The organism is Brevibacterium album DSM 18261, assembly GCF_000426445.1.
In the GTDB taxonomy this organism is placed as follows: Bacteria; Actinomycetota; Actinomycetes; order Actinomycetales; family Brevibacteriaceae; genus Brevibacterium; species Brevibacterium album.
This window is the reverse complement of sequence record NZ_AUFJ01000010.1, coordinates 114,551-130,752: the sequence shown is the minus strand read 5'-3', so window position 1 is coordinate 130,752 and position 16,202 is coordinate 114,551. Positions and strand designations below refer to the sequence as shown.

Annotated in this window: 15 protein-coding genes and 2 tRNA genes; 5 read left to right on the top strand and 12 right to left on the bottom strand. The window is 71.2% G+C overall.

The features are described from left to right. Positions 1–64: 64 nt before the first annotated feature. Positions 65–1,546: an MFS transporter gene (locus K318_RS0104760; RefSeq protein WP_245579765.1), complete on the bottom strand. Its 1,482-nt coding sequence runs from the start codon at positions 1,544–1,546 to the stop codon at positions 65–67. A 98-nt stretch (positions 1,547–1,644) separates the two neighbouring features. Here K318_RS0104760 and gluQRS point away from each other — a divergent pair, with 98 nt between their 5' ends. Beyond that, positions 1,645–2,595 (top strand): tRNA glutamyl-Q(34) synthetase GluQRS, encoded by a 951-nt coding sequence (gluQRS, locus tag K318_RS0104755; protein WP_029088639.1) that lies wholly within the window; start codon positions 1,645–1,647, stop codon positions 2,593–2,595. Here the strand turns inward: gluQRS and K318_RS0104750 are convergent. The 4 genes from K318_RS0104750 to K318_RS0104735 form a co-directional block, all read right to left on the bottom strand. Next, positions 2,565–3,875 (bottom strand): glycosyltransferase, encoded by a 1,311-nt coding sequence (locus tag K318_RS0104750; protein ID WP_084499720.1) that lies wholly within the window; start codon positions 3,873–3,875, stop codon positions 2,565–2,567. The genes gluQRS and K318_RS0104750 overlap by 31 nt on opposite strands. Then, the gene (locus K318_RS19440; protein ID WP_169721445.1) at positions 3,763–4,728 is read right to left on the bottom strand and encodes a DMT family transporter; all 966 of its coding nucleotides are present in this window, start codon (positions 4,726–4,728) and stop codon (positions 3,763–3,765) included. The genes K318_RS0104750 and K318_RS19440 overlap by 113 nt, the downstream gene beginning before the upstream one ends. Before the next feature lie 145 nt (positions 4,729–4,873). After that, positions 4,874–4,946 (bottom strand) — tRNA-Asn (locus K318_RS0104740). An 86-nt stretch (positions 4,947–5,032) separates the two neighbouring features. Further along, positions 5,033–5,105, bottom strand: a tRNA-Asn gene (locus tag K318_RS0104735). Positions 5,106–5,303: 198 nt separating this feature from the next. On the opposite strand from K318_RS0104735, the gene K318_RS0104730 reads away from it, so the two are divergent. Beyond that, entirely contained in the window at positions 5,304–5,726 is a 423-nt protein-coding gene (locus K318_RS0104730; RefSeq protein ID WP_029088637.1) for a ChaB family protein, read from the top strand. Between the two features lie 107 nt (positions 5,727–5,833). On the opposite strand, the gene K318_RS0104725 is transcribed toward K318_RS0104730, so the two are convergent. The 6 genes from K318_RS0104725 to aceE all read right to left on the bottom strand — a co-directional run bounded on the left by K318_RS0104725 (position 5,834) and on the right by aceE (position 13,740). Beyond that, positions 5,834–7,093, bottom strand: coding sequence for a beta-ketoacyl-[acyl-carrier-protein] synthase family protein (locus tag K318_RS0104725; RefSeq protein WP_029088636.1), 1,260 nt, complete (start codon positions 7,091–7,093; stop codon positions 5,834–5,836). 73 nt (positions 7,094–7,166) lie between these two features. After that, positions 7,167–7,418, bottom strand: a complete 252-nt coding sequence (locus tag K318_RS0104720; RefSeq protein ID WP_029088635.1) for an acyl carrier protein — start codon at positions 7,416–7,418, stop codon at positions 7,167–7,169. Between the two features lie 146 nt (positions 7,419–7,564). After that, positions 7,565–8,566, bottom strand: coding sequence for a beta-ketoacyl-ACP synthase III (locus K318_RS0104715; protein WP_029088634.1), 1,002 nt, complete (start codon positions 8,564–8,566; stop codon positions 7,565–7,567). 25 nt (positions 8,567–8,591) lie between these two features. Then, on the bottom strand, positions 8,592–9,521 hold the full coding sequence (locus K318_RS0104710; protein ID WP_029088633.1) for an ACP S-malonyltransferase: 930 nt from the start codon (positions 9,519–9,521) through the stop codon (positions 8,592–8,594). 49 nt (positions 9,522–9,570) lie between these two features. Further along, the gene (locus K318_RS19435) at positions 9,571–10,791 is read right to left on the bottom strand and encodes a PucR family transcriptional regulator (protein WP_035280675.1); all 1,221 of its coding nucleotides are present in this window, start codon (positions 10,789–10,791) and stop codon (positions 9,571–9,573) included. A gap of 180 nt (positions 10,792–10,971) precedes the next feature. Then, on the bottom strand, positions 10,972–13,740 hold the full coding sequence (aceE, locus tag K318_RS0104700; protein ID WP_029088632.1) for a pyruvate dehydrogenase (acetyl-transferring), homodimeric type: 2,769 nt from the start codon (positions 13,738–13,740) through the stop codon (positions 10,972–10,974). A gap of 269 nt (positions 13,741–14,009) precedes the next feature. Between aceE and K318_RS0104695 the strand changes: the two genes are divergently transcribed. From K318_RS0104695 to K318_RS0104685, 3 genes are all read left to right on the top strand, one after another. Continuing rightward, on the top strand, positions 14,010–14,438 hold the full coding sequence (locus K318_RS0104695) for a DUF3052 domain-containing protein (RefSeq protein WP_029088631.1): 429 nt from the start codon (positions 14,010–14,012) through the stop codon (positions 14,436–14,438). Then, a complete protein-coding gene (locus K318_RS19430) occupies positions 14,435–14,902 on the top strand; it encodes a redoxin domain-containing protein (protein WP_051297563.1) in 468 nt (155 codons plus the stop codon). The genes K318_RS0104695 and K318_RS19430 overlap by 4 nt, the downstream gene beginning before the upstream one ends. A gap of 111 nt (positions 14,903–15,013) precedes the next feature. After that, entirely contained in the window at positions 15,014–15,415 is a 402-nt protein-coding gene (locus tag K318_RS0104685) for an HIT family protein (protein WP_029088630.1), read from the top strand. On the opposite strand, the gene K318_RS23485 is transcribed toward K318_RS0104685, so the two are convergent. Further along, complete coding sequence (locus K318_RS23485; protein WP_051297562.1) at positions 15,349–15,987, bottom strand: TetR family transcriptional regulator; 639 nt, start codon at positions 15,985–15,987, stop codon at positions 15,349–15,351. The genes K318_RS0104685 and K318_RS23485 overlap by 67 nt on opposite strands. Between the last annotated feature and the right edge of the window lie 215 nt (positions 15,988–16,202).

The window sequence follows — 16,202 nt, the reverse complement described above, 5'->3', positions numbered from 1 at the left end:
CGTCCGCGCCCGGCGGCTCCATGACAGCCGCCCCTGTCGCGGGAAGCGTCCCGGGCACGGTGCCTCAGCGCCGTCCCCTGCGCCCCTGCGCGAGATCGACGAGGCCCACCGCACCGGCCAGCGCGATGACGACGGTGATGACGCCGAGGCCCACGAGGAACGCGAGCTCCCAGCCGGCGACCGCGACGACGGAGAACACGATGCCGGTGATCATCGCGATCCCGATGGAGGTCCCCACCCGCTGGCCGGTCTGGATGACGCCGCCGGCCGACCCCGCGTAGCGGAGGGGCACATCGGCGAGGGCGAGCGTCTGGTTGGGCCCCACGACGAGGGCCTGCCCGGCGCCGAGGACCGCCAGGGTCGCGAGCAGCCACCACTCGCTCGTGCCCGCGGCGTAGTGGAGGAGCACGGCGGCACCCGAGAGGATGAGCCCGGCCAGAGCGAGGAGGATGCCCCACAGCACCATCGACCGGCCGACGCGCGTCACATGCCGCCCGGCGAGCGGGGAGAGCACGGCGCTCACGATCGCCGAGGGCAGGCCGATCATGCCGGCGGCGAGCGCCGTGTGACCCAGTCCCTGCTGCATCCACAGCGCCAGGATCACCCAGATGCTCGTGAGGCCGAGGAAGTAGACCGTGATGAGCAGGGCGCCGTTTGCGAAGCTGCGGGTGCGGAAGAGCGCGAGGTCGACCATCGGCTCGCGTCCCGCAGCGCCGAAGCGCCGCTCCCACGCGAGCCAGGCCGCGACGAGGACGAGCCCGACCAGGAGGGACAGCCAGATGACCGGGCCGGCCTCCCGCTCGACGAAGGGGAGCATGATGAGCAGGATGCCCGCGCTGAGCAGGAGCACGCCCACGGGGTCGAGGTCGGCGAGGCGGCCGCGCGCCGGACGCGGGTCCTGTGCGGCGCGTGGAGCCTCCGCCGGGCGCCAGGCGCTGCGCGGCAGCCAGAGGAAGGCGCCCACGAGGCCGAGGACCACGAAGGGGACGTTGATGAGGAAGGCCGCACGCCAGCCCCATTCGGCCCCCAGCACCGCGATGAGGACGCCGCCGAGCACCGGTCCCACTGCCACCGAGACGCCGATGACCCCGCCGAAGAGGCCGAAGGCGTGTCCGCGCTGGGCGCCGCGGAAGTACTGCTGGATGAGCCCGGTGACCTGCGGGTTGAGGAGGCCGGAGCCGAGCCCCATGACCACCCGCGAGGCGTTGAGCCAGAGTGCGTCCGCGGACAGGCCCGCCGCGAGCGAGCCGAGCCCGAACAGGAGGAGTCCGATGACGAACAGCCTCCCGCGTCCGAAGATGTCGCCCGCACGCCCCGAGGCGACCAGGATCACGCCGAACGCCAGCGCGTAGCCGGAGAGGATCCACTGCAGGGCGGCGGGGGTGGCGTCCACCGAGGCCTCGATCGCCGGGAGGACGACGTTGACGATCGAGACGCTCAGCAGCGACAGGAACGCGACGACGAAGGACACGAAGAGAATCCTGCGCTGCTCGGGGGTGAAGCCGGGTGGAGAGGGTTCGGGGGAGGGCACGGCGGAAGAGGTCACTGTTGCAGTTGTACTCCTGCCGCGCCGGAAGGGCAATGCGGCCCATGTCTCCCGACCACGGGCGGACCGGGAGGACATCCCTCGCTAGGCTTGCCCGCATGCAGGCAGCTGAAGGGAAGGGCGCGGGGCGCTTCGCCCCCTCGCCCAGCGGGGACCTCCACATCGGCAATGTGCGCACCGGCATGCTCGCGTACCTGTGGGCGCGGGGGAGCGGGCGGAGGTTCCTGTGGCGCGACGAGGACCTCGACCGCGTGCGGGCGGGGGCCGCAGAGCGCCAGCTGGCCGAGTTCCGCGCCCTCGGTGTGCGGATCGACGGTGCGCCCGTCGCGCAGTCGGCGCGCACGGCAGGCTACGCCGATGCGTGTGCGCGCCTGGAGGAGGCCGGGCTCGTCTACGAGTGCTTCTGCTCGCGCAGGGACATCCTCGCCGCCCCCAGCGCCCCGCATGCGCCGCCGGGAGCGTATCCCGGGACCTGCCGCGACCTCGATGAGGGGCAGCGGGCACAGGCGAGGGAGCGGCTGCGCTCGCAGGGCCGGAGCCCCGCCCTGCGCTTGCGCACCGACGGCGGCGAGCGCACTGTGGGCGACGAGGTGCGGGGCGAGGTCACGGCGCGCCTCGACGATCTCGTGCTGCGGCGCGGGGACGGCGTCTGGGCCTACAACCTCGCCGTCGTCGTGGACGACGGCGAGATGGGGATCGACCAGGTGGTGCGCGGCGACGACCTCGCGTCCTCCGCGCCGCGGCAGGCGCACCTGGCCGAGCTGCTGGGCCTGCCCGTGCCGCAGTACGCGCACGTGCCGCTCGTGCTCGGTCCCACGGGGCAGAGGCTCGCCAAGCGGGACGGCGCGGTCACCCTCGCGCAGCTCGCCGGCACGGGCTTCGACCTGTGGGCCTGGATGGGGGAGTCCCTGGGTTTCGGCCCCTGGACCGGTCTCGATGATGCGCTGGCCGGCTTCGACCCCGCGCGGATGGTCCGGGAGCCGGTGGTGTTCGACCCGGACGCCAACGCGTGCGGGGCTCATGCGCGCTCTGCGATGACCTCGCGGTAGATCTCCTCGTAGCGGGCGATCGTCCGGCGGATGTCGTGGACGGCCACGAGGGCGCGCGAGGCCTCCTGCATGCGCGCTATCTCCTCGGGCGCGGCGGTGAGCAGCGAGGTGAGCTTGGCCGCGAGGTCCGCCGCCTCGCGGGGGCGGAACAGATGCCCGTTCTCGCCGTCGCGCACGAGGTGCGGGAGAGCGACCGCGTCCGCGAGCACCACGGGCAGGCCGGAGGCCAGGGCCTCCAGTGTCGCGATGGACTGCAGCTCCGCCGTCGAGGGCATGCAGAAGAACGAGGCGCGCGCGTACTCCCGGCGCAGCTGTGCGTCGCTGATCTTGCCGAGCAGATGGACCCGCTCGGCCACGCCGCGTTCGGCGGCGAGCTCGAGCAGCCGGGGCGCCTGATCGCCCTCGCCCACGATGCGGACCTCGAGCCCGTGTGCGGGGTCCGTGAGCGCGAGCGCCTCGACGAGGGTCTCGGGGTGCTTCTCCTGCGAGAGTCTGCCCACGAAGAGGACGGAGGGGGCCTGGGGCCCGGCGGCCTGTGCCTCGGTCTGCGCCTGCGCCTCGGCATGCGCCTCGTCGAAGGAGGACAGGTCGATGCCGCAGCTGACGGCCTCGATGGGGTGGTCGAAGCCGTTCTGGGTGAGCAGATCGCTCGCGAGCTGCGTGGGCACCGTGATCCGGTCCGCGCGCTGGAAGCGCGCGCGGAGGTCCTTCCAGGCCAGCGCCGTGGCCCCGTCGATGAGCGGGCGGGGGGCGCGCACGTACGGGCGGACGTTGTCCGGCATGAAGTGGTTGGTCGCGACCACCGGGATGCCGCGGGCCGCCGCGAGCGAGAAGGCGTAGCGGCCCAGCACGAAGTGCGCCTGCGTGTGGACGACGTCCGGTGCGATCGTATCGAGCAGCCGGGCCACCTCCGGACCCGTCTGCCACGGCAGGCAGATCATCCACGTGGGATGCAGGGGCCAGTGGTGTGAGCGCACGCGGTGCACCCGCACGCCGTCCTCCTCCCGGGCACTGGGCAGGCCGGAGGCCGAGGGGGCGATGACGTGCACCTCGTGGCCGCGCGCGGCGAGCCCTGCGGCCAGGCGCGAGGCGAAGGTCGCGGCGCCGTTGATCTCCGGCGGATAGGTCTCCGCGGCGATGGCGATGCGCAGCGGGGCGGGGCGGCGGTCACTGGTGCGCAGGATCGGACACCTCTTCCGTGGGTGGGGTTCGGGGCGCTCCGCCGTCCGGGGGAGCGCCGTGCTTGAGCGCGGAACGGCGGCGTTCGGCCGCGACGGCATCGGGGTGGTACCGCGAGAGGGTGACGACGGAGGCGCAGGCCAGCGCGCCGCACAGCAGCATGGCGACCAGCGAGCCGGCGGTGGCGTTCTGCGCCTCGCCCAGGACGAGGATGCCGAGGAGCACCGCGACGATGGGGTCGATGACCGTGAGGCCCGCGATCACCATCTCCGGAGGACCGGAGGCATAGGCGGACTGGACGAACCAGGAGCCCACGAGGCCGGAGGCCGCCAGCGCGCCAGCGTTCCACCAGGGCAGGTGCGCGAGCGCGGCGGGGGAGAGGCCGGCCGTGACGAGGGTCGAGCTCACCACATGGACGTTGGTGGCGCAGAAGGCGAACAGGATCCCGGCTCCCGTGATGAGCACGAGCTGCGGGGGACGGCGCCAGGTCAGCATGCACACGATGCCCAGACCCGCGCCGGCGAGGCCGATGACGGTCAGGGCCGTGGCCTCGGGTGCGGTGGTGGGAGTGGAGGTCGCGATGAGGGCGGAGGCGACGACGAAGCCCACGACGCCGGCACCGCAGCCGACCACGGCGCGGATCATGCGGGCATCGGCAGCGAGGCCGCGGTGAAGGGCGCCGAGGCCCACGGAGATGATGAGGGAGACGGCTCCCACCGGCTGGACGACCATGACCGGCGCCAGGGACAGGGCGATGACATTGGCCACGACACCGGCACCCAGCGTGAGGAGGCCCAGGATCCAGGGGGCCGAGCGCAGCAGCCGCATGAGGGTGCGCAGGCGCAGCGCCCCGTGGGAGGCTTGCAGGGAGCTGACTCCCCGATGCTGGAGCAGCGCCCCGTAGGCGAGGGAGACGGCCGAGAGCAGGGCGAGGCCGATGGCGATTGCGGTCATCATGCGCAACGATACTGACTCCGGCCGTGCGCATCCTGACAGGGCGCGCACAGGGAGGCGGGAAGTGAGCCAGGCCATGTCCGAGGAGGCCTCGGGAGCAGCAGCAGGGCCCCTTGCCTGAGAGGCAAGAGGCCCTGCTGATCGGCTCCCCCGGCTGGGCTCGAACCAGCGACCCTTCGATTAACAGTCGAATGCTCTGCCAACTGAGCTACGGAGGAATGCGTCCGCGAGCGGACGGCTATGCGGTTATGGCGCACCGTGTGCGCCTGACGGGCGAAGCGCGTGGTCTGCGCATTCCCGTCGGCTCCCCCGGCTGGGCTCGAACCAGCGACCCTTCGATTAACAGTCGAATGCTCTGCCAACTGAGCTACGGAGGAAGAGTGCTCGTCATCCGAACACGAGAGATCACTCTAGCAGTGCCCTGCGGAGCTCGCAAAGCAGCCTCCGGGAATGTGAGGGACCCCACCCGGGGGCGGTCGCCGGGCCGGGGCGGAGGTGTAGTGTGGCGCACACATCGCCGCGTCCGCACGGACGCATCGCTCCCGAGGACGCTGCCACGAGGAGGACAGGTCACGATGCCGAAGACGACGAAGAGCGGAGACCCCCGGAAGGGCGAGCTGCCGCAGACGCTCCAGCGGTCCGATGCGCTGGCGCAGCGCACGTTCGCGGAGGCTTATGACTCCGCGATGGACCAGTATCGCGACGAGGAGCGGGCGCACCGGACGGCGTGGGCCGCGCTCAAGCACACGCACGAGAAGGTGGGCGACCGCTGGCGGCCCAAGGCCGAGAGCGGGCCCTCGGACGAGCGCGCGGCCGGCGGCCGGGGGGAGGGCGGCTCCACGGCCGGCGGGGTGGACGCGAATGCGAGCAAGGAGCACCTGCTCGATCTCGCGCGGGAGCTGGACATCCGCGGGCGCTCGACCATGCGGAAGGACGAACTCGTCGAGGCCCTGAGACGTGAGAGCGAGCGCAGGACGAAGGAGAGCGCCGGCGACTGAGGGGGGAAGCCGAGGAGGGGCCGGTCCGCAGCCTGCTGTCAGCAGTGCGGACCGGCCCCTTTCGCAGATGCTCAGGCCGTGGTTGGAGCTCAGGCCGTGGTTGGAGCTCAGGCCGTGGTGAACGCGACGACCGCGTTGTGCCCGCCGAAGCCGAAGGAGTTCGAGATCGCGGCCAGGTCGCCCGCGGGCAGCTCGACCGGGGTGTCCCGCACGATGTTGAGGTTGACCTTGGGGTCGACCTCGCTGATGTTGATCGTCGGGGGAGCGGTGCGGTGGTGGAGGGCGAGGATCGTGAAGATCGCCTCGACCGCGCCCGCGCCTCCGAGCAGGTGACCCGTCATCGACTTGGTGCCCGAGACCAGCGCGGAGTCCACGTGGGCGCCGAGCAGCTCGTTGATCGCGATCGACTCGGGGATGTCGCCCACGGGGGTCGAGGTGGCGTGCGCATTCACATGGGCCAGATCGCCCGGCGTGAGACCGCCCTGCTCGAGTGCGAAGCGCATGGCGCGCAGGGCGTGCGCGCCCTCCGGCTCGTTCGCCGTGATGTGGTGCGAGTCGTTCGACAGCCCCCAGCCCGCCAGCCGGGCGTAGACGCGGGCGCCGCGGGCGCGGGCGTGCTCCTCCGACTCGAGGATGATCGCGCCGGAGCCCTCGCCCATGACGAAGCCGTCGCGGTCCACGTCATAGGGCCGGGAGGCGGTCTCGGGGGAGTCGTTGCGGCGCGAGAGCGCGCGCATCGAGGAGAAGGCGGCCAGCGTGATGGGGTGCACGGCGGACTCGGAGCCGCCGGCGATCACGACGTCCGCACGGCCCGAGGCGATCATCTCGTAGGCCTGTCCGAGGCTCTCGGTCGAGGAGGCGCAGGCGGAGACGACGGTCTGCACGCCCGCCCGCGCGGAGACGTCCATGCCGATCGCGGCCGCGGGGCCGTTGGGCATGAGCATGGGGACCGTGAGAGGCATGACGCGCCGGGCGCCCTCCTCGCGAAGGGTGTCCCAGGCGTCGAGCAGGGTCCAGACGCCGCCGATGCCTGTGGCCCAGGAGACCGCGGTGCGCTCCGGATCGATCTCGGCGGCCCCGTCCTCACCCCGCAGACCCGCATCGGTGAGCGCCTCACGGGCGCTGATGAGCGCGAACCGGCTGGAGGGATCGAGGCGCTTGGCCTCGACCTTCTTCAGCTTGTCCGCAGTGAGCTCGGCCGGCACCGTCGCGGCGAAGTCGACCGGGATCTCGTACTTCTCGGACCAGTCGTTGTCGAGGGTGTGTGCGCCCGGCGTGCCGGCGAGTGCGGCCTGCCAGGTGTCCGGGGCGGTAGCGCCGATGGGCGTCACGGCGCCGAGGCCTGTGACGACGACAGTGGAAGTCATTGTGTGAACCTCGTCGAATCGAAGGGGGTCCGCAGCGGGGCCGAGGTTCTCCCGGCCCCACCGACGGGAGGGGTCAGGCCTGCTGGGCCTTCACGATGTAGTCGACCGCGTCCTGGACGGTGACGAGGTCCTTGACGTCGTCGTCCGGGATCTTCACGCCGAACTTCTTCTCTGCGTTGACCACGATGGTCATCATCGAGATCGAGTCGATGTCCAGGTCGTCGGTGAACGACTTGGAGGCCTCGACGGCCGAGGTCTCCAGGCCGGTCTCCTCGTTGACGATCTCTGCCAGTCCTGCGAGGACGTCAGCTTCGCTGTGTGCCATTGTCTTTCCTTCTTTCATTGTGTCCGACCGGTCCCGTGCGCGTGCGCGCACCGGGGCCGAGTGGGCAGGAAACGTGATTCGACGACGATCCCGCGCCGATCTTACGTCATCGGGCGCGCACCTTCAGGGTGCGCCCGACGGACGGGTCAGGGGAGGACGACCACCTGGGCCCCGTACACGAGGCCCGCGCCGAAGCCGATCTGCAGGGCCAGCTTGCCGTGCAGATCCGGGTTCTCCCGCAGCAGACGCTCGGTGGCCAGCGGGATCGAGGCGGCAGAGGTGTTGCCGTTGTCGGCGATGTCACGGCCGATCTTCACGGACTCGGGCAGCTTCAGCTGTTTGGCGAGTTCGTCGATGATGCGCATGTTCGCCTGATGGGGGATGAAGGCCCCGAGATCCTCCGGCGCGACGCCCGCGGCCTCGAGAGCCTGCCGTGCGACATCGGCCATCTCCCACACGGCCCAGCGGAACACGCTGGGGCCGTCCTGGCGCAGCGTCGGGAACGGCGCCTCGGGGTCGTCCTTGAGGGAGAGGAATGAGTTGGTGACGCGGATCGTCTCCCAGTTCTCGCCCTTGGAGCCCCACACGCTCGCGGAGATCCCGGGCGTCTCGGAGGAGGAGACGACCACAGCACCGGCACCGTCGCCCAGGAGGAACGAGATGGAGCGGTCGGTGGGGTCGACGAAGTCGGAGAGCTTCTCCACGCCCACGACCAGGATGTTGTCCATCGTGCCCGAGCGCACGAGGCCGTCGGCCTGCGCGATCGCATAGCAGTAGCCGGCGCAGGCCGCGGAGATGTCCCAGGCAGGCACGGGGCCGGTCCCGAGGCGGGTGGTCAGTGCCGAGGCCGCCGAGGGCGTGGGAATGCCGAAGGTCACGGTGGCGATGATGATGCCGCCGATGTCCTCGGGCTTGAGGCCGGCGTTGGCGATGGCCTCGACCGCGGCCTCCTCGGACATCTCGAGCACGCCCACGTCCTTGCCCGCACGATGGCGGGTGACGATGCCGGTGCGCTGGCGGATCCACTCGTCGGAGGAGTCGATCGGTCCCACGAGCGCCTCGTTGGGCACGGCGTGCTCGGAGCGGTATCCGCCGATCCCGCTGATGCGCGAGAAGCGACCGGCCTCGGTGGTGGTGAGTGTGGTCATGGGAGGTTCCTCTCGGATGGGACGGTCAGGACCGGGCGTGGCCGCGCACGAATTCGCGCGCGGCCTCGATATCGTCCGCGCTCTTGACGGCGAACACCTCGACGCCCTTCATGGCGCGCTTGGCGAGCCCCGTGAGCGTGCCGCCGGGGGTGAGCTCGAGGATGCCGGTCACGCCCGCCTCGAGGAGCGCGGCCTGGCAGAGGTCCCAGCGCACGGGGCTCGTGACCTGGCTGACGAGGAGGTCGAGGTAGGCCCTGCCGGACTCCACGCGGGAGCCGTCGGCGTTCGTGAGGATCGGGATCCGCGGATCTGCGGCCGTGAGCGCGGCCGCAGTCTCGGCGACGGCCTCTGTGGCGCTGCCCATGTACGAGGTGTGGAAGGCGCCGGCGACCTTGAGCGGGATGACGCGGGCGCGCTCCGGGGGGTTCTCCGCGAACGCCGCGATGGCGTCCGTGCCGCCCGCGGCCACCGTCTGCCCGCCGCCGTTGACGTTGGCGGGCTCGAGCCCGGCCTCGGCTATGGCGGTCAGCACCTGCTCGGGATCGCCGCCCACCACGGCGGCCATGCCCGAGGGGGCCTCAGCGGCCGCCCGGGCCATCGCCGCGCCGCGGGCCTGCACCAGCTGCATGGCCTCGGCCGCGGAGAGGATGCCGGCGATGTGCGCCGCGCCGATCTCGCCCACGCTGTGGCCGGCGACGACATCGGTGGTCAGGGGCTCCTCGGCGGCGCCGAAGATCTCCCGCCAGCTCGCGATCGCCGCCGCGACGAGGAGCGGCTGCGCGAGCGCGGTGTCGGTGATGGTCGCGTCATCGGAGACGGTGCCGTGGGCGGCCAGGTCGATGCCGGAGGCCTCGGCGAGCTCGTCGAGGGAGGCGGCGAAGCCGGGCAGTTCGAGCCAGGAGCTCAGGAACCCGGCCTTCTGTGCGCCCTGTCCAGGGCATGCTGTCACTAGCACGAGATGTTCTTCCCATCGTTCGATTCAGTCTTGCACAGTACGACAGGGCTCAGCCGCCGGAGCCCTGTTTGTGGGAGCTCGATAACTGTCCGACCGCAGACAGTCGGCCGAACACCAATGCGATGCGGATGACGAAGGACGGGCGCGGCTGGGTGGGATCGAGGCCCACGAGCTCCGTGATCTTCTTCAGCCGGTACCGGACCGTGTTGGGGTGGACCTGCAGGGAGCGGCCGGTGGCCTCGAGCGAGCCCCCGTGGTCGAGATAGGAGGCGACGGTCTCGAGGAGGTTGCCGCTGCCGGCGGCGAGGGGGGCGTGGAAGCGGTCGATGAGCGCGTCGACGGCGGCCTCGTCGCCGGCGATCGCGCGCTCGGGCAGCAGTTCGTCCGCGTGCACGGGCCGGGGGACGGACTGCCAGGCCGAGGCCGTCCGCAGCGCCCACAGCGCCGAGGCCGCAGAGGTGCCGGCGGCTGCGAGTGAGGCGACCTCGGGCCCGACGACGACGTGCGAGGGACCGTAGAAGTGCGAGAGGGCCTCCGCGGCGCGGTCGACGTCCTCGGCGCCGCCGAGCACGATGAGCAGGCGATCGTCATGGATGCCGACGAGCACGTCCTCGGCCCATTTCCGCGCCGCCCTGCGGATCTCGTCAATGCTCTTGTGCGCCGAGCGCCGGGGGGCGCGCCCCAGCACCACCGTCACCCGTCCCTGGGACTGCCAGCCGAAGGCCGCCGAGCGGCTCGCGAGCTCGTCGACGGAGTCCCCGCGTACGAGGGCGTCGACCACCATCGCCTCGAGGCGGGCGTCCCAGCTGCCGCGGGCTTCGGCGGCACGGGCATAGACATCGGCGGCGGCGAAGGCGATCTCGCGGGAGTAGACGAGGACGGCCTCCTTGAGCTCGGCCTGCTCCGGGGAGCGGGCGAGGTCCGGGACCCGCTCCTCGACGACCTGCACCACGACGCGGAGCAGCTGGAGCGTTTGCTGGAGTGAGACGGCGCGGACGAGCTCGCGCGGGGCTGAGCGGAAGATGTCGAGCACCATGCGCAGCGGGGTCTGCGGGTCACGGTACCAGTCCACGAACGAGGAGATGCCCGAGGTCGCGACGACGGACACCCACTGCCGGTCCGCGGGCTCCATGCTGCGGTACCACGGGAGCTGGGAGTCGAGGCGCTGGACGGTGAGCTTGGCGAGCTGGGCCTGCCCGGCCTTGAGCCGGCGCACCGTCTCCGCGCGGCCCCGGAGCTCGGGTGAGGCTGAGGTCTGCTGTGTCGACATGGTCGTCACCCTACAGTCCCTCCGCAGTGCGCTCTTGTTGTGACACGACAAGGCATCGTGCCCGGCGATAAAGGCATTGGAGGTCAGAGCCAGACCGGGCCCGAGGCCGGAGCGGCTCCCAGTGGAGCCGCTCCGGCCTCGGGCCCGGTGTCAGCGGACGGAGGAGCGCTGCTCAGCCGCTCAGGCCGCGCCGCCCTCGAGGGAGCCCGAGGTGCCCGCGGTGGGATCGTCGAGCTGGTACCGCTCCGCGGCCTCGGCGGCCTTGGAGAGGTCGATCCTGCCGGTGTCGGCGAGGCTGATGAGCGCCTGCACCGTCATCGAGGCGCCGTCGATGAGGAACTTCCGGCGCGCGGCCGGGCGGGTGTCCGAGATCGCGTAGCCGTCCGCGCCGAGCGAGGTGTAGTGACCGGGGACGTACTGGCGGATCTGGTCCTGCACGGCGCGCATGTAGTCGCTCGTCGCGATGACCGGCCCCTCGGCCTTGCCGAGCACCTGCGTGACATAGGGCACGCGGACGTCCTCGCCGGGGTTGAGCAGGCGCTCCTCGTCCGCGGCCAGGCCGTCGCGGCGCAGCTCCGACCACGAGGTGACGGACCAGACGTCCGCGCTCACGCCCCAGTCCTCGTCGAGCATGCGCTGGGCCTCGAGCGCCCAGGCCACGGCGACGCCGGAGGCCAGCAGCTGCACCTTGGGCCCGCCGTTGTCCGGACCGTCGGCGAGCTTGTAGATGCCGCGCAGCAGCCCGTCGACGTCGAGGTCCTCGGGCTCGGCCGGCTGGGGCATGGGCTCGTTGTACAGGGTGATGTAGTAGAGCACGTTCGGATCGACGGCGGGGTTCTCCGGATCCTGGCCGTACATCCGCTCGATGCCGGCGCGCACGATGTGGCCGATCTCGTAGACGTAGGCGGGGTCGTAGGAGATCACCGAGGGGTAGGTCGAGGCGAGCAGCGGCGAATGGCCGTCGCCGTGCTGCAGGCCCTCGCCGGTGAGCGTGGTGCGCCCGGCGGTGGCGCCCATGACGAAGCCGCGCGCCATCTGGTCGCCGGCGGCCCAGAAGAAGTCGCCGGTGCGCTGGAACCCGAACATCGAGTAGAAGATGTAGAACGGGATCATGGGCTGGCCGTGGGTGGCGTAGGAGGTGCCCACGGCGGTGAGCGCGGCGGTGGCGCCGGCCTCGTTGATGCCCACGTGGAGGAGCTGGCCCTGCGGTGACTCCTTGTAGGCGAGGAAGAGGTCGCGGTCCACGGAGATGTAGTTCTGCCCGTGCGGGTTGTAGATCTTCGCGGTGGGGAAGAACGAGTCCATGCCGAAGGTGCGCGCCTCGTCCGGGATGATCGGCACGATGCGGTTGCCGAACTCCTTGTCCCGCATGAGGTCCTTGAGGACGCGGACGAAGCCCATCGTCGTCGCGATCTCCTGCGAGCCGGAGCCGCGCTTGGCGACCGCATAGGCCTTGTCGCCGGGGAGGGAGACCTGGGTGTGCTTGGACCGGCGCTCGGGGAGGAAGCCCCCGAGCGCGCGGCGGCGCTCCCGCAGGTACTCGATGGCCGGGTCGTCCTCGCCGGGATGATAGTACGGCGGCTTCTTCGGGTTCTCCTCGAGCTCCTTGTCCGTGATCGGGATCGAGAAGTGGTCGCGGGCCAGCTTGAGGTCCTCGACCGTCATCTTCTTCATCTGGTGCGTGGCGTTGCGCGCCTCGAAGGTGGGGCCGAGCGAGTAGCCCTTGACGGTCTTCACGAGGACGACGGTGGGCTGTCCCGTGTGGGCCATCGCCGCGCGGTAGGCGGCGTAGACCTTGCGGTAGTCGTGGCCGCCGCGCTTGAGGTTCCAGATCTCCTCGTCGGTGTAGTTCTCGACGAGGGCCTTGGTGCGGGGATCGCGGCCGAAGAAGTTGTCGCGGACGAAGCCGCCGTTCTCCGCCTTGTAGGTCTGGTAGTCGCCGTCCGGCGTCTGGTTCATGAGGTTGATGAGCGCCCCGTCGCGGTCCTTCGCCAGCAGGGCGTCCCATTCACGGCCCCAGACGACCTTGATGACGTTCCAGCCGGCGCCGCGGAAGAAGGACTCGAGCTCCTGGATGATCTTCCCGTTGCCGCGGACGGGACCGTCGAGGCGCTGCAGATTGCAGTTGACGACGAACGTGAGGTTGTCGAGCTCCTCATAGGCGGCGACGTGGAGCATGCCGCGGCTCTCCGGCTCGTCCAGCTCGCCGTCGCCGAGGAAGGCCCAGGTGTGCTGCTGCGAGGTGTCCTTGATCCCGCGGTTGTGCAGGTACTTGTCGAACTGCGCCTGCGCGATCGCGTTCATGGGGCCGAGGCCCATCGAGACGGTGGGGTGCTCCCAGAAGTCGGGCATCTGGCGGGGGTGCGGGTACGAGGGCATGCCCAGGTTCTTCCCGTCCACCACGTGGCTGGCCTGCTGGCGGAAGCCGTCGAGCTGATCCTCGCTCAGGCGGCCCTCGAGGTAGGCGCGGGCGTACATGCCGGGGGAGGCGTGGCCCTGGAAGAAGACGTGGTCGCCGCCGCCGGGGTGGTCCTTGCCGCGGAAGAAGTGGTTGAGGCCCACCTCGTACAGCGTCGCCGCACCGGCGTAGGTGGAGATGTGGCCGCCGACCTCGATCCCGGGGCGCTGCGAGCGGTGGACGAGCATGGCTGCGTTCCACCGGTTCCACCTGCGGTACTTGCGCTCGACCTCCTCGTCGCCGGGGAACCACGGCTCGGCCTCGGGGCCGATCGTGTTGATGTAGTCGGTCGCGGTCAGGCTCGGCACGCCCACATTGGACATGCGGGCCTTCTCGAGCAGGCTCAGCATGACGTAGCGGGCGCGGGCGGGACCGGCCTCGGCGATGAGGGAGTCGAGAGACTCCAGCCACTCCTGCGTCTCCTCCGGATCGATGTCCGGCACCTGGCTCGGGAGCCCGTTGAGGATCGGTCCTCGGGGGTTGTCGGGCACGGCAGTCCTCCTCACGAAGTTCACGTGCTGTCTGGGGTTTCAGCACCCGCGGGCAGGCGGGCGTGCGCGCATGACGACGCCGTCCGCTCCGCGTTCGGATGTCACCTAAGCATATGGGCTCTGCCGGTCCGCAGGCTCTCTTCGTGGGAATCCGCCTGTGTGTTCTTCGACTCGCGCAGTGCCGCGGGCGCGCGGACCGCGACCGGCGGTGCACCGGTCTCCCAGCGCGTCGTTTGCTCGCTTGCGCCGCAGATGTGGAGAATGGTCGCATGAGCACTTCTGCCTCAGAGAGGAAAATTCAGGACTCCGCAGCCGCCTCGCTCGACTTCAGACGGGGACAGTACGTACAGGAGATCGGGTACGACGAAGACGTCGACTTCGCTCTGCGCGAGTCCATCGAGGCGGCGATCGGCGAGGAGATGGCCGATGAGGACGTCGAGGAGGTGTTCGACGCGATCCTCATGTGGTGGCGTTCGGACGACCCGGACCTCACGGATGCGATCGTCGATGCGCAGACCACCCTGGCCGAGGGCGGCTTCATCTGGCTGCTCACCCCGAAGGCGAACCGCCCCGGGCACATCCGCCCCGTCGACATCTCCGACGCCGCCCCGACGGCTGGAATGCACGTGACCCGCACCGTGAGCACCGTCCCGGACTGGTCGGCCTGCCGTCTGGTGGGGAAGAAGAACTACGGGTGACGCTGCCCGACATCGTCCTCCCCGCGCACACCGGGGAGGAGGTGTCGCTCCGCGCCGAGGCTGCGCGGGGAAACGGGCTGCTGCTCGCCTTCGTGCCCTATGCCTTCACGCCCGTGTGCGCCTCCGAGCTGAGGGAGCTCGCGGCCTCGGCGCCTGCGTTCGCCGCCGAGGGCGCTGCGGTCCTCGTGGTCTCCTGCGACTCCAAGTACGCGCTGCGGGCATGGGCGGAGCGCGAGCTGGGCGAATCCTGGGACGCGGTCCGTCTGCTCAGCGACTTCTGGCCGCACGGGCGCCTCACCGCGGCGATGGGGGTCATGGACGAGGCCCGGGGCGGACCGCGGCGCACCGCGCTGCTCACGGATGCCGCCGGTGAGGTGGTCGCCGTGGAAGAGGCGGCCTTCGGCGGCCGCCGGGACTTCACCCGCCTCCTGCACCGCCGGCCGGGACTCCGAGCCTGCCGGTGAAGGGCGTGCGCAGACCTGCGTGTGCGGGGGCTACTGTGGTCCTGGGGCGGATGTGATCCGCGTCCCTAGCAAGCGTGACAGAGCCGGCGGAGCGAAAGGCAGGCAGCGGCGATGGCGACCATCTTCACCAAGATCATCGAGGGCGAGATCCCGGGCGAGTTCGTGTACGAGGACGAGCGATGCGCGGCGTTCCTCGACGTCCAGCCCATGACGGCGGGCCACACGCTCGTGGTGCCGCGGGAGGAGACGCCTCACTGGGTCGATCTGGACGACGAGCTGGCCGCGCACCTGTTCGCGGTGGCGAAGCGGATCGGCCGTGCTCAGGAGCGGGCCTTCGACTGCGAGAAGGTGGGGCTCATGGTGCAGGGCTACGAGGTGCCGCACGTGCACATCCACGTGTGGCCGACCACCTCCCTCAAGGACTTCGACCCCGCGCAGCGCGGGGGTCAGGCGGATCCGGACGAGCTCCGTGCGGCGGGGGAGAGGCTGCGGGCCGCGCTCGCGGAAGGCTGAGCCCGGAGCAGGGCGGCGAGGCCTGCGCGGAAGGCCTCCGCGGGTGCGCTCTCCTCGGGGGCCGCGGCCGCCCCGGCGTGTGGCCTCTGTGAGAACAGGGCACGGCTCTGCTCGATGGCGACGGAGCCGAGGACGAAGGCCGTGGCCTGTTCGCGGGCGGCGGGGGTGAGTTCCCGCAGGGCCGCGGGCAGGACTGCGGCTCCGCTGATCGAATAGGCGAGGATGACGATCTCGGCGCTCTCCCGGTAGCGGAGCAGCACGGTGCGGAAGGCGAGGAGGCGCTGGAGGTGTGCATGCGGCGCGCGATCGTCCGGTGCGGCCTGGCCCGGCTGGGCGGCCTGGCTCTGCTGGGCGGTCGTCGCGCGCGGGGAGTCTGCGAGGGCGTCGGCCTCGGCGGCGATCCGCTCAGCCAGGAGGACGAGGAGCGACTGCTTGTCCGCGACGTGCCAGTAGAGGGCCGAGGGCTGGACGCCCAGTTCGCGGGCCAGGCGGCGCATCGTGAGGTCCCCGAGGCCGAAATCGGAGAGGATGCGCAGAGCCATGTCCGCGACCGTGTCGACCGTGAGAGCCATCCGTACCCCCTGCTTCCTGTTGTGCGTTCCGGGTGTCTCGGTTCGGGGGCGCCTGCGCTGGGCCCACCCGGCTGCGGGCAGGCCGAGGCCGGCGCCCGCTGCGTGCCAACTCTAGTGCTCCGACCCCTGGTGCTCAGACGCCTGGGGCTCAGACTCCCGGGGCTCCGATGGTGGGATGCGCGGTGCCGTCGCTGGTGGGAGAGCCGCCCGCCGCC